The sequence below is a fragment of the Amphritea sp. genome (assembly GCF_016744155.1).
Taxonomy (GTDB): Bacteria; Pseudomonadota; Gammaproteobacteria; order Pseudomonadales; family Balneatricaceae; genus Amphritea.
On record NZ_JADGEW010000022.1, the window covers coordinates 32,464 to 46,030 of the forward strand.

The window sequence follows — 13,567 nt, forward strand, 5'->3', positions numbered from 1 at the left end:
TGATCACTTGATAGGTGCCGCTTAGCCAGAAGGGCTTGTACAAAGCTGGAAACTAGTGTGCAATGCAGCTTATAAACCGATGATGGAATGAGTCAATGAAGAGTTACCTGTTTACCACTGAAACCGACCGTGGTGGTGTTATGTTATGTGACATCGAAGACTTTGATACAGCGGTTACCTATCTATGCAAGCGTTTTGATGGCGTGGTAAAGATCGAGTCTGCAGAGCAGGTATGGCAACTGACAGAATCAGATCAGCTTAGTTCTGACGTTATTACCTCAGAGTCGGAGATTGCTGAGTCTCAAGCTCTGGAGCATAGTGAGGCCTCTCCCGCATCCGACGATCTTTTTGCATAGCGGATAAAACAGGTTCATCCGTCTAGCTGCATCAGGTATTCTTACAGTCAGTAAAATCAAAGGATTACACAGGGCTGGCTGAATGTTTCAGATCTATCATTCGAATAAGCTTGATCTGCAGAAAGACCTGCTGGTTGAGATGATTAGTCGTCACCCTATTGAAGACCCATTTCAGCCCGAAACTATTCTGGTGCAAAGTCCGGGTATGGCCCAATGGCTCAAGCTCGAGCTCGCTGATAAGCTACAGATAGCCGCTAATATAGATTTTCCACTACCTGCCAGTTTCCTCTGGAGCAGTTTTACCTCAGTACTCAAAGATGTACCGGCCCGTTCAGCATTCAATAAAGAAGCGCTGACCTGGGGCTTGATGGAACTTTTGCCCCAGCAATTAACCCAGCCAGAGTTTGCTCCTTTACAGCGCTATCTCGAAGAGGATCAGGGCCAATTTAAGCTTTATCAGCTTTGTGGGAAAGTGGCGGATATATTCGACCAGTATCTGGTCTATCGTCCTGATTGGATCGCCAGTTGGGAAGCCGGTGATGATTTGCCGGATATCTCCGACTCGCAGCCATGGCAGCCCATACTATGGCGGCTGCTGCAGCAACATATTTTGGGTCTGGGACTGTCCCATTGGCACCGGGGTAATATGTTCAGTGGTTTTGTAGATGCGCTTAATCGTGGTGATTTCGATTCTGCGTCCCTGCCATCCAGGTTGTTTGTATTTGGCATCTCTGCCTTACCGCAAAATTTTGTTGAAGCCTTGCAAGCCCTAGGTCAGAAAATAGATGTTTTCCTATTGGTGACTAATCCCTGCCGTTACTTTTGGGGCGATATTGTTGATCCTAAATATCTGGCTCGATTAAATCAGCGCTGGTTAGCTAAACCCGGTATGACCACTGAGAATTATTATAGCCAGGGCAATCCGATACTGGCGTCGATGGGCAAGCTGGGAAGGGATTACCTATATCAGATACAAGATCTGGGTGCCCCTGAGGTTGAGCTGTTTGAAGACTTTGGCCGCAACAGTCTGTTGAGTTCGATACAGCAGGATATTTTGCAATTGGAAGATCCTTCTGCCAATGCTGTGCTGGATAGTGGTCAGAAGCAGCGACTGCAAGCTGAGGATAGGTCGTTGCAGTTACACAGTGCGCATAGTCCGTTGCGGGAAGTTGAGGTGCTCTACGATCAGCTGTTATCGATGTTAGATGAACAGCCTGAACTGTCACCCAGGGACATCATCGTGATGATGCCGGATGTAGCTGCCTACGCGCCCTATATCGAAGCGGTGTTTGGCAATGCTCCTTATCAACGCTATATCCCTTTTTCAATATCTGACCGGACACTGCAGCAGGAAAGTCCGCTGCTACAGAGTTTTCTTCGTCTGTTAGGGATGCCGGAGAGTCGGGTAACGGTGTCCGAAGTACTCGAAATTCTTGAAGTTCCTGCGGTGCTGCGCAAGTTTAGTCTGGATGCTGATCGCTTTGACCGCATCTGTCGCTGGATTGAAGCCTGTCAGATTCGCTGGGGAATAGATGCCGCTCAACGCCAGGAGCAGGGGTTGCCCTCTTTTGAGCAGAACAGTTGGCGTTTTGGGTTGCGCAGAATGTTGGCGGGCTTTGCGCTGGGACAGACCGAAGATCTGTGGCAGGGGATTGATCCCTATACCGAGATTGAAGGTCTTGAAGCGGAGGATCTGGGGCAGCTGGCTGAATTTGTCGAGCTGCTTGAGTTCTGTAGTGATGGTTTAAAAGCGGATCAGCCGGTAGCCGACTGGTTTGAAGTGATTAACGAGATTCTGCAGCGCGCTTATCAACCCGATGAGCAAGATGAAATTCTGCTTATGCAGATTCGCCAGGTATTGGAGAAGCTCCAGCAGCAGCTCAGTGATAGTTGTTATGCAGAGCCTCTCAGTTGGGCGATAGTGCGTGATTATCTAACCACTGAGCTGGGTAACAGTAAATCCAGTCAGCGTTTTATGATGGGGGCTGTGAATTTTTGTACCTTGATGCCGATGCGCTCCATTCCGTTTCAAGTGGTGTGTCTGTTAGGGATGAATGATGGCGTATATCCACGCGCGATACCGCCTATGGGTTTTGATCTCATGGCAGACGTTCCTCGCCGGGGCGATCGTTCCAGACGGGATGATGATCGCTATCTGTTTCTTGAGGCGTTGCTTTCCGCCCGGCAAACACTCTATATCAGCTACATTGGACGTAGCGTTCAGGACAACAGTCCCAAAGTACCCTCGGTATTGATCAGTGAACTGCTGGAGTATTGTCAGCAGAGCTATTGTTTTGAGCATCACCTGGAAGCAGAGGATCTGCATAAAACGCTGTTAGTTCAGCATCCGTTACAGCCTTTCAATGAGCAGTATTTCACGCCGGACTCGCCTCTGTTTAGTTATGCTAGTGAGTGGCTGCCTCTGTTAAAAGATGAGGGAGAGGCTGAGCAAAGCTTTATCACCACTCCATTGGCCGCAGAACCCCTGGTAGAGTTGGAACTGTCTGAGCTGCTGGCATTCGCACGTAATCCCATCAGATTTTTCTTTCAACGCAGGCTCAAAGTTTTCTTTAATGATGCGACCATTGAGCAGCAAGATGAAGAGCCGTTTCAGTTAGATGGCCTAACCGCTTACCAACTGAAACAGCAGTTGCTTGATGCCGCTATCAAAGACGGTCTGGATCACTGTTTTAATCGTATTGAGGCCTCGGGGCTACTACCGGTGGGTATTGCCGCTCAGCTACAGACACGAAAACTACGCTACGACTGCCAGGATATGGCAGAAAAGATCAGGCCCCATCTTGATAAGCCAGATCGGGCTGAGTGTCAGTTAGTGGTGGTAGGTATCAAACTCAGTGGCTGGCTAACCGGTCTGCATTCTACCGGGTTGGTTCGTTATCGGGCGGCGAACGCGAAGGGCCGGGATATTATTCATCTCTGGCTGGAGCATCTGGTGCTCTGTGCCAGTGGCAGAAGCCTCCAGTCTAGTTTTTTTGGTTTGAATGGCAGGCATTGGTTTGAACCTTTGGAGCAAGGACGGGCAATGGATTACCTTCAGGAATGGCTGAATGCATATCGCCAAGGCTATTGTGAACCGCTACCCTTGCCTGCCGATACGGCATGGGTTCTTGAGTCTAAGACTATTGAGAAAGGCGAAGAGAAGGGCGTGGCTGAGGCGGTGAAGTGTTTTAATATCGATGCCTTTACGGGAATGGGTGAATCCCGTGATCTGTATATCAGCCGAGTCTATCCGGACTTCAGTGCATTGGGCCCCCGATTTAATGCGTTATCTGAGTTGCTCTATCAGCCGGTAGCTGAGTTACTGCTGCAGAGTGACGGGGAGGCGGATGATGAGTAAGGTTCAGCTGCTTGATCCACTTAGTTTTCCGCTTTCCGGACGCCGACTGATAGAAGCCAGTGCCGGCACCGGTAAGACCTATACGATTACCGCCCTGTATCTGCGTTTATTGTTGGGCAGTACTGAGGCTGAGACGGCATTGCGTGTGGATCAGATTCTGGTGGTTACTTTTACCGAGGCGGCGACAGAAGAGCTTCGTGACCGGATTCGAAATCGAATTCAGGAGGCCTGTCAGGTCTTCAGAGGGGCTGAAACTAAAGATCCCTTCCTGAAGGATCTTTATGAGCAACAGAGTGATCTGTCCCGCTCTGCACGGTTGCTTGAACTGGCTGGTCGACAGATGGATGAAGCGGCGATTTTTACCATCCATGGTTTTTGCCAGCGGATGCTGCGCCAGCACGCGTTTGAAAGCGGCAGTCTGTTTGAGACTGAACTGGTTACTGATGCGGGGCCACTGTTGCGTCAGGCTTTGTTAGATTGCTGGCGCGGACTTATCTATCCAACGGATAGTCAGTTGAGTGAAGCGATACAGGCGATCTGGCCGGGGCCTGATTCACTGTTGGCGGCACTCAGACCTCTACTGGGGCGTCCCGGTGTGCAGCTTATCCCGGAACTGAAAACCGATAATTTGCAGCAGCTGTGGCAGGCGAGTCAAAAGTGGCTGGCGGGCTTTCGGCAGCAATGGCTGAGCTACGTGCAGGATCAGCAGCTTGATCTGGCGGAGTTGATTCAGGCTTCCGGGATCAATAAAAACAGCTATCGTAAGACTTCTGTTCCCAAATGGTTGGCGGCCATTGACCAGTATGCGCTGGGGGATACAAACAATGTACCGGAAACTGAGATTGGCAAGTTTTGTCAGTCATTGTTAGAAGAAAAAACACCAGCGGGTAAGAAAATCCCCGAACATCCGCTGTTCCTGCTCTGTGAAAGCTATTTCGAGCATCGTTTACCTCTGCGAGAACTGTTGCTGACCTATACCTTGCAAAAGGTGGAGCAGCGGTTCAATAAGTTAAAGCAGGATTATCGCCTGTTATCCTTTGATGATCTTCTCAGTCAGTTGGATGCCGCATTGCAGGGGGGCAGCAGTGAAGCGCTAGTGAAGGCGATCAATACGCAGTTCCCGGTGGCAATGATCGATGAGTTTCAGGATACCGATCTGCTGCAATACCGTATTTTCAGCACCCTGTATCCAGATACCCCGGAGCGCGGGTTATTTATGATCGGCGACCCGAAACAGGCGATCTATGGTTTCCGTGGTGCAGATATTTTCACCTATATCAAAGCGCGCAGAGCAGTAACCGAACACTATACGCTAGGCACTAACTGGCGTTCATCGAAAGCGATGATAGAGGGGGTCAACAAGCTCTTTGGCGGTTGCGATGCTCCCTTTATTTACAACGATGATATTCCTTTCCTGCCGGTAACGGAGGGGGGGAAAGCAGATAAGACGCCGTTTACCTTGTATGGCCGAACGCCGGCTTCACTGCAATTCTGGTTTTGTGATGCGCCGGTACTTAGTAAACAAGACTACCTTCAACAGATGGCGGGTGCCTGTGCCTGTGATATTGATACTAAACTGACGGCTGCGTCTGAAGGTGAAGCGCTAATCGGAGATCAGCGACTGCAGGCTAAAGATATCGCCGTGCTGGTGCGGAATCGTCAGGAAGCTGCGGCGGTCATGGGGGCATTGTCCGACAGGGGAATTCACAGTGTCTACCTCAGTGGCAGGGATAGTGTTTTCAGTACCCGGGAAGCCTATGACCTGAAACTGCTTTTGTTGGCTGTAGCAGAACCACAGAATGAAAGCCGCCTTCGGGCAGCGTTAGCCACTGGGTTGATGAACTATCCGGCCGCCTGGTTAGATAGGCTGAGTATCGATGAGCAGCTCTGGGAGCAGCTGGTGGCGGAGTTTACCGAATACCGGGAAGCTTGGGTAGATCTCGGGGTACTGCCCATGCTTCGTCGGCTGATACGGCGCCGTAAGCTGGCAGAGTCGTTACAACGGCAGGTACAAGGAGAACGGCGTCTGACCGACCTTTTGCATCTGGGGGAAATTCTTCAACGCGCCAGTATGGAGCAAGAAGGTGTCGCTGCGCTTATGCGCTGGTATAGCGATCAGTTGTTGAATCCCAATGGTGAGAGCGATGAACAGCGTTTGCGCCTTGAAAGTGATTCCGGCCTGGTAACGGTCATTACCGTACACAAGAGTAAGGGGCTTGAGTATCCGTTGGTCTTCCTGCCTTTCGCCTGTACCTTTATCAAGGCCCGTGAGCCGCTGTTCCATAATCAACAAGATCAGCTTTGTTATCACCTCGATAGCAAAGACAGTGATAGTTTGGCCTTAGCTGAGCGAGAGCGCCTGGCTGAAGATCTGCGCTTGCTCTATGTTGCGCTGACCCGTTCTGTTTATGGCTGTTATATCGGTCTGGCAAACATTGCTGATGGTCGGTCAAAAAAGAGTGGCTTGCATCGAACCGCCCTTGGCTACCTGGTATTAAATGGCGCAGACAGTAATGAAGAGCTGCAAGCGCGGCTGAGTCAGCTGTCTGAAACCGGATCAATTGCGCTGTCTGAGCCGCCCCAGGGCGAGCAGCAACGCGGGTTGTTTGATCTGCCACAACCCGAGCTTCCGGAGTATGAGGCGCGACAGTTTAATCGGCGGTTGCGGCGTGACTGGCGTATCTCTAGTTATTCCGCGCTTGTTAGTCATCACAGCACAGCACCGCCGCTTCCGGGATTGGATCTGGAGGTTATAGATGAGCAGGATCTGCCAGCGGTTGAGCAGGATGAAGCGGTACACAATATTTTCAATTTTCATAAAGGGGCTCAAGCGGGTACCTTTCTTCATGAGTTGTTTGAAGAGATCGACTTTACTGATTATCGGAACAACCTTGCAGCGCTGTTAGAGCAGAAATGCCAGGTCGCTGGTTACGAAGAGCACTGGGTTCCGGTGTTGGAACAGCTGCTCGAAGATGTGCTTTATACCCCATTATCATCTACCTGGTTAGCGACAGAGAAGGCTCCGTGCTTGGCGGATATCACAAATGCTAAGAGATTGATTGAAATGGAGTTTATGCTTCCATCTCAAGGGCTTAATGCAGGTAAGTTAAACCAAATTATACGCAAGAGTGATTCGCTATCTAGGCCGGCAGGCGATCTGGTGTTTGATGATTTAAAGGGGATGTTGAAGGGATTTATCGATCTGATATTTGAATATCAGGGGCGCTATTATATTCTCGATTACAAATCGAACCACTTAGGTAGCCAGCCGGAAGATTACACTGTTGAGGCTCTTGAAGTCGCGATGCTGGAGCATCGGTACGATCTTCAGTATCAGCTTTATACCCTGGCTCTGCACCGCCTGTTGCAAACCAGGTTGCCTGATTACGATTATGAGGTACATTTCGGAGGTGTGTTTTATCTCTTTTTACGGGGGATGAAAGCTGACTCTGCCGGGAGTGGCGTTTTCCACTGTCGACCAGCAATAGAGCTGGTTGAGCAGTTAGACCAGTTATTCAGGGAGGGGTGCTAATGCAGCTGCTGCAACAGTTACGTCAACAGCATTTGGTTCGTCCGCTGGATGTGCAGTTCGCCCGCTTTATCAGGGATGAGGAGTTGTCGATCAGCGGTCAGACTGAGGTAAGTGATACTTTACCGCTATTGGCGGCGTTGGTGAGTTTGCAGTTGGGTCGAGGAGAGGTCTGTCTGCCGCTAAATAGCTGGAGTTCGTTAATGGAAAACTGGCCCTCTGTCTTGCGTAAACCAGCTGAACAACTGTTGCAGGAGCTGTCCAGGAACGCTCTGATTGGCTTTTCTGTAATTTCGGATGGACAACAGGAAGCGCCATTGGTGCTGAGTAATGGTCGGCTCTATCTCTATCGATACTGGCTTTACGAAACCGAAGTCGCGGGACGAATCCAACAATTAACGGCCCCGATCCCACTGAACCGGGACAGTATCAAAGCAGGGTTAAGGCGATTGTTTGTTGATAGGCTAGCCGGTGAAATAGATTGGCAGCAGGTGGCCGTTGCGATAGCGATTAGCCGTCGTTTCAGCGTCATCAGTGGTGGTCCGGGAACCGGTAAGACCACCACTGTTGCACGTTTACTAGCGCTCTATGCTGAGTCATTCAGTCAGCAGATGCAGCGTGCGCCTCTGATTAAGTTGGCGGCTCCAACTGGAAAGGCTGCTGCCCGGTTGAGTGAGTCCCTGGCTGGTGCACAGGAAGCGCTCCCGGTTAGCGATGCTATTCGCGCAATGATTCCTAACCAAGCCGTCACACTTCACCGTTTGTTGGGGCCGCGTCCGGATAGTAAGAACTTTCGCCATAACGCTGAGAACCCGCTGCATTTGGATCTGCTGGTGGTTGATGAAGCATCAATGATTGATCTGCCGATGATTTACCGTCTGCTAGCGGCACTGCCTCCGCAAGCGCAATTGATCATGATTGGCGACCGGGATCAGCTGGCCTCGGTTGAGGCGGGCAGTGTACTGGGTGATATCTGTGCCTGGGATAGTCAGGAAGGGGTTTCAGAAGAGCGGCCAGGACTATGTTACAGCCCAGAGCAACTGGATTATCTTCAGCAAGTATGTGAATTGCCCGTTCCGGCATCAGAGCCGGGAGACAGTCCTGTTGCAGATGCTCTGGCGTTGTTGCGCCGTAGTTACCGTTTTGATGAAAACAGCGGTATAGGTCATCTGGCCAGGGCGGTTAACAGGGGTGAAGGTATTGAGGCGATGCAACTGTTTGATCAGAGTTGGCGCGATATTCGTTTTATGGCGCTCTCAGATGTGGGCTATGGGGAGATGGTGTCAGAAGTGTGCGCAGGATACTCAGTCTACCTGAAATGCCTGCGACAGGGCTCTGAGCCGAGCTTATTGCTCAAAGCTTTCAATCAAATCCAGTTGTTGGCGGTAGTTAGGCAGGGGGCTTATGGTGTTGAAGGGCTTAATCAGGCAGTGGAAGAGCGTTTGCAGCGACAGGGGCTGATTAGCCTTTCTGGGAACTGGTACACAGGCCGTCCGGTAATGATTACCCGTAATGACTATCAGTTGGGCCTATACAACGGAGATATCGGTATTACGGTTGCTGATGAGGATGGCCGCTTACGGGTTTGGTTCGAGCTATCAGATGGGGAGATGAAAGGGGTGCTGCCGGGTCGGTTACCAGAACATGAGACGGTGTACGCTATGACAGTACATAAGAGTCAGGGGTCTGAGTTTGATCAGGTAGTGATGATATTACCCGCAGAAGACACGCCATTGTTGACTCGAGAGCTGATCTATACCGGTATCACCCGTGCCAGATCAAAGTTTACCCTGCAGGCAACATCTCAGGCGCTAGTCAGAGGAAGTCGCCGACGTACAGAGCGGGCCAGCGGGTTAAGCTGGCGTCTGTGGCATGCGCCGGGACTTCTGAAGTAATCAGCTGATTAAGCCTTAGCTTCTTCGGCATCAACAAAGGCTGCAAACTCGGTAAATCCGCCGATGTGTTCCTTACCGTGGAAGATCTGAGGTACAGTATCAACAGGTTTGCCGACTGTTTTCTCAAGATCTTCTTTGGTGATCCCTTCATCGTGGATATCGATGTAGCGGTGGTCGATATCCTTCATTTCACATAATTGTTTAGCTCGGGTACAAAATCCGCAGCCTTTACGGCCAAATATAGTAATTCGTTGCATATATTGCTCTCCTTAAATCTGTTTGAATGTATTGAAACAGGTTAAGAAACACAAGACCAATTGCCTTTTTTAATGTTTTAGATAGGTAGAGGTTATCGTTGTGGCATTCTTGGTTTAAAATGGTAGTGATACAGAGATGAACGGGTAGCGTTGTGCCAGAGAATATTCCGATCCACCGGCTAAAAGATATGCCGGTTTTTGGTGGATTGCGTGAAGATATCGTCAAGCAGATACTTGAGGGTAGTCATTACGTTGAGCGTAAAGTTGGAGAGCCGTTCTTTCTTGAAGGAGAGCGTGGTGATTCCTCTTTTATCGTTGAGACGGGCAGCGCAGCCCTTTTTAAACTGGGTGAATCAGGACAGAGTCATCAGATACGCTCCTTCCTGCCGGGTGAGTGTTTTGGCGCTATGGCTTTGTTAGGCGTCTATCCTCGCAGCGGGGTTGTTAAAGCGCTGGAGACTTGTCGTGTCGTAGAAATTAAGGCGGACCAGCTGTTTTCTGTTTATCAGACCGATCCTGAGCAATACCTTTTGATGTTTATGAATATGGCTCGAGATCTGAGCCGACGGTTAAGGGATACCGATGACCAGCTCGTCGTGAATCTTGATGAACAGACCCATTCAAACTAATTATTAGTAATGTCAGATTGACCCGGTTTATAAAAGGTAGATAAAAAAGGGTAGCCATTGGCTACCCTTTTTTAATGCGTTCACGGTTACTGAGAAGTACCAGAGCTCTTTACCAGGTATCGTGACGTTTTCTGCGTTTGGGTAGATAAGGGATCATCAGACCTAGTATTAAACCACCAAAAGCGACTAAACCACCGTAAGTGAACCAGCGCATCAGGTTGCTCTCGTCCATACCATTAATAGTTCTGTTAAGGCTAACAATCTGTTCCTCAAGGGCCGATACCTTGGCGGCATTTCCTTGATTTTCTCCTGCCAGGGTGTGATTTTGCTGTTTCAGCGCGCTGATCTCCTGAACCTGGCTATCAAGATTATTATCATTGCTCTTCAGTTGTTCCTCCAGCTTGGGGAACCGTTGAGCCATGCTAGTACCAGTAGAGACGTTGTCTGCGCTGATCCAGCCCACTTTACCGCTGGGGGTCTTTATCCTAATGAAATTGGTCTTTTCATTACGACTAAGCACGGTTATCGGGGTGCCGCTACGTATGCGTCCCGTAATCCGATAGTCCGTACTGGGGCCTCCATGATAGAAGGTGAACACATCATCGCTGATGTAATTGGCGGCTTTCGCTGAAGTGGCAAGCAGTAAGGCAAAAAGACAAGTGACTAATTGTTTACTTGGGAGTCGATTTAACAAATTCATGTTGTTCCTGTTTAAAATATGCAGTTCAGCTTTCCCCCCCCTAAAACCGAAATATGGTTTTCAGGTAAAGCTGGTCAGGATAGACCTGTAACCGAAAGATTAGTTCCGTGCATTTGAGTAAGAATGTAACATTATACAATTAAACGGCTATTGTATAATCCGTGTTTTTTTTAAGGATATGATTTAAGTGGATAGTGGTATACTACCGCGCGAAATACAAGGCCGTTATTAGCCGTTAACCCAGGAGTTTTTATAGTGTCATTTATTCGTTGGTTTTTGGGTAGGATTATACTGCTGTTCAACTTTATCTTTAGCCCTCGTCGTCTTAAAAGAGAGCCAGAGCTGCAGCGTGCACTGGATCTGCGTACGGCTAACCTTTCCCTGTATCAGTATGAAGCTTGTCCCTTCTGCGTCAAAGTACGCCGCTCCCTGCGCCGTAACAGTTTGAATATCGAGCTGCGTGATGCGAAAAAAGTAGAACTTCATCGAAATGAGCTACTCGAAGGCGGGGGCCGGTTAAAAGTACCTTGCCTGCGTATCGACGAAACAGATGGAGAAGTTCGCTGGATGTATGAGTCATCTGACATTATCCATTACCTGGAACAGACCTATGTAACTGCATAGCTTCTGGTTTATGTAAAAAAGCAGCAATTGGCTGCTTTTTTTGTGCCTACAACTGGCGCTTGCCCGTTAATTAAGATAATTTATCTGTATATTTAACCAGTAGTCTTTCATATGATCTTATATATTGCAGAAAAGCCCAGCCTTGCCAGGGCGATAGCTGAAGTCTTGCCCAGGCCCCATAAGAAACAGGATGGCTATATTGAATTAGGTAATGGTGACTGCGTCAGTTGGTGTCTGGGGCATCTGTTAGAGCAGGCCGACCCCGCCGACTATAATCCCGACTTTAAGCCCTGGCGATTTGAACACCTGCCGATTATCCCCGACGAATGGAAACTTAAACCCCGCAGCAAGACTCGCTCTCAATTAACCGTTCTACGGCGTTTAATTCGTCAGTCTAAACAGCTTGTACACGCTGGAGATCCCGATCGCGAAGGGCAGCTGCTCGTGGACGAAGTGATTAATTATCTGGGTGCCAGTGCCACTAAAAAGCGAACTGCACAGCGGGTTCTGATCAGTGACCTTAACCCTAAAGCCGTCACAACCGCGCTAAATAACTTAAAATCTAACAGTGATTTTATACCGTTATCTACATCGGCATTGGCGCGCTCACGCGCTGACTGGATATACGGTATCAATTTAACCCGGGCGTACAGTATTCAGGGGCGAAAGGCCGGCTACAATGGAGTGCTTTCTGTTGGGCGGGTGCAGACGCCGTTGCTGGGCCTGGTAGTACGACGTGATAATGAGATCGACGGGTTTGTCTCCAAACCCTTTTTCGAAGTGCAGGCGGTGGTTGAAACTGAAGCAGGTGAGAGCTTCAAAGCTCGCTGGAAACCTAGTGAAAGTTGTCAGCCCCATCAGGATGAAGAGGGACGGGTTTTAAACCAGAAGCTAGCCGAGAATGTGATAACCCGGATCAAAGGGGAGCTGGCAGAATTGGTAAAGCTTACCCAGAAACGTAAGCGGGAAAATGCGCCGTTGCCTTTTAGCCTGTCTGCTTTGCAAATTGAAGCGGCAAAGCGCTTTGGTATGAGTGCTAAAGAGGTACTAGATACCTGTCAGGCCTTATATGAACGACATAAGTTACTGACTTATCCGCGTTCAGATTGCCGTTACCTTCCTGAAGAGCATCATGCTCAGGCAGCAGATGTGGTTAATGCGATCACGGCAAATCACCAGAAGCTAAAAGAGTTTCTTCCACAGATTACAGTTTCGCGGAGATCATCGGCCTGGAATGATAAAAAGGTTAGTGCTCATCATGCCATTATACCGACGACACGACAGGCTAATCTCGCGGTATTGAGTCAACAGGAATCTCAGTTATATGAACTGGTGAGTCGTTACTATCTGGCCCAGTTTATGGCGCCCTATGAATATGATGATACCCGGGTTGAGCTGAAGATCGCGGGTGGTGAATTTATCGCAACGGCGCACCAGACACAGATTTCCGGTTGGAAACAGCTACTGTCATCATCAGAAGCGAAACAGAGTACGCTGCCTCTGTTAAAAGAAGGGCAGTCGTTACGCTGCACTGATGCTTTGTTGGAAGAAAAAAATACTCAGCCACCTAAATATTTTACGGATGCGACACTGCTTGCCGCGATGACCGGGATCAGTCGGTATGTGACAGACTCCGAGATCCGCAAAGTACTGAAAGAAACCGATGGTCTGGGAACCGAAGCCACACGGGCAGGGATTATCGAGCTGCTGTTCACCCGAAACTTTATCCAGCGTGAGGGTAAAACCATCCGTTCAACAGCAGTGGGCCGCGCTCTGGTTGATTGTTTGCCAGATAGCGCAACTACTCCGGATATGACAGCTCTGTGGGAATCAGAACTGAGTCGGATCAGCCAACAGGAAACCAGTTATAGCCATTTTATGCAGCCGTTAACAGAACGACTTCGTGATCTGATCGCGCAGTCCGCTCAGGTGGTTATTCCCGATACACTGAAAGCGTTAAGCCCTCCCGCCAAAAAACGCACGACACGTACTCGTGGTAAGGCTAGTACAAAGACGAAGAAAGCGGTGAGTGGCAAAAAGCGTACCGTTACCAAGGCGAAACGGCCTGTTAAAACAAAGTGAGACTGGCGGGAATGCCAAGTCTCAATCAAGCTAAATAGGCTTGTCATACCCCACTGTTTCAGGGCTTCACTAATCGCCTTTTCAGCTATTTTTCAGAAATAGAAGCTACTCTTTTTTTAAGTATTTGAGCTATCTGA

General features: G+C 49.3%; 9 protein-coding genes. 7 read left to right on the forward strand and 2 right to left on the reverse strand.

The window, feature by feature from the left end:
• Positions 1-95: 95 nt before the first annotated feature.
• From QZZ54_RS14940 to recD, 4 genes are all read left to right on the forward strand, one after another.
• Entirely contained in the window at positions 96-356 is a 261-nt protein-coding gene (locus QZZ54_RS14940) for a hypothetical protein (protein ID WP_290703590.1), read from the forward strand.
• An 82-nt stretch (positions 357-438) separates the two neighbouring features.
• Positions 439-3,714, forward strand: a complete 3,276-nt coding sequence (recC, locus tag QZZ54_RS14945) for an exodeoxyribonuclease V subunit gamma (protein ID WP_290703592.1) — start codon at positions 439-441, stop codon at positions 3,712-3,714.
• Positions 3,704-7,246: an exodeoxyribonuclease V subunit beta gene (gene recB / locus QZZ54_RS14950; protein WP_290703594.1), complete on the forward strand. Its 3,543-nt coding sequence runs from the start codon at positions 3,704-3,706 to the stop codon at positions 7,244-7,246. Before recC ends, recB begins: the two co-directional genes overlap by 11 nt.
• On the forward strand, positions 7,246-9,138 hold the full coding sequence (gene recD, locus QZZ54_RS14955) for an exodeoxyribonuclease V subunit alpha (RefSeq protein ID WP_290703596.1): 1,893 nt from the start codon (positions 7,246-7,248) through the stop codon (positions 9,136-9,138). Before recB ends, recD begins: the two co-directional genes overlap by 1 nt.
• Positions 9,139-9,146: 8 nt before the next feature.
• Here recD and QZZ54_RS14960 read toward each other — a convergent pair whose 3' ends face one another.
• Positions 9,147-9,395 (reverse strand): GrxA family glutaredoxin, encoded by a 249-nt coding sequence (locus tag QZZ54_RS14960; RefSeq protein ID WP_290703598.1) that lies wholly within the window; start codon positions 9,393-9,395, stop codon positions 9,147-9,149.
• 152 nt (positions 9,396-9,547) lie between these two features.
• Here QZZ54_RS14960 and QZZ54_RS14965 point away from each other — a divergent pair, with 152 nt between their 5' ends.
• Positions 9,548-10,024, forward strand: a complete 477-nt coding sequence (locus QZZ54_RS14965) for a Crp/Fnr family transcriptional regulator (RefSeq protein ID WP_290703600.1) — start codon at positions 9,548-9,550, stop codon at positions 10,022-10,024.
• A 109-nt stretch (positions 10,025-10,133) separates the two neighbouring features.
• Here QZZ54_RS14965 and QZZ54_RS14970 read toward each other — a convergent pair whose 3' ends face one another.
• Positions 10,134-10,724 carry a TIGR04211 family SH3 domain-containing protein gene (locus tag QZZ54_RS14970; protein ID WP_290703602.1) on the reverse strand — a complete coding sequence of 197 codons (591 nt, stop codon included), beginning with the start codon at positions 10,722-10,724 and terminating at the stop codon, positions 10,134-10,136.
• A gap of 255 nt (positions 10,725-10,979) precedes the next feature.
• On the opposite strand from QZZ54_RS14970, the gene QZZ54_RS14975 reads away from it, so the two are divergent.
• Both QZZ54_RS14975 and QZZ54_RS14980 read left to right on the forward strand, forming a co-directional pair.
• Entirely contained in the window at positions 10,980-11,348 is a 369-nt protein-coding gene (locus tag QZZ54_RS14975) for a glutathione S-transferase N-terminal domain-containing protein (protein ID WP_290703604.1), read from the forward strand.
• Positions 11,349-11,459: 111 nt separating this feature from the next.
• Complete coding sequence (locus QZZ54_RS14980) at positions 11,460-13,430, forward strand: DNA topoisomerase III (protein WP_290703606.1); 1,971 nt, start codon at positions 11,460-11,462, stop codon at positions 13,428-13,430.
• Positions 13,431-13,567: the final 137 nt, after the last annotated feature.

Coding starts and splice junctions, on each gene's coding strand:
- QZZ54_RS14940 (WP_290703590.1), top strand. CDS start 96: ATGAAGAGTTACCTGTTTACCACTGAAACCGACCGTGGTGGTGTTATG.
- recC (WP_290703592.1), top strand. CDS start 439: ATGTTTCAGATCTATCATTCGAATAAGCTTGATCTGCAGAAAGACCTG.
- recB (WP_290703594.1), top strand. CDS start 3,704: ATGATGAGTAAGGTTCAGCTGCTTGATCCACTTAGTTTTCCGCTTTCC.
- recD (WP_290703596.1), top strand. CDS start 7,246: ATGCAGCTGCTGCAACAGTTACGTCAACAGCATTTGGTTCGTCCGCTG.
- QZZ54_RS14960 (WP_290703598.1), bottom strand. CDS start 9,395: ATGCAACGAATTACTATATTTGGCCGTAAAGGCTGCGGATTTTGTACC.
- QZZ54_RS14970 (WP_290703602.1), bottom strand. CDS start 10,724: ATGAATTTGTTAAATCGACTCCCAAGTAAACAATTAGTCACTTGTCTT.
- QZZ54_RS14980 (WP_290703606.1), top strand. CDS start 11,460: ATGATCTTATATATTGCAGAAAAGCCCAGCCTTGCCAGGGCGATAGCT.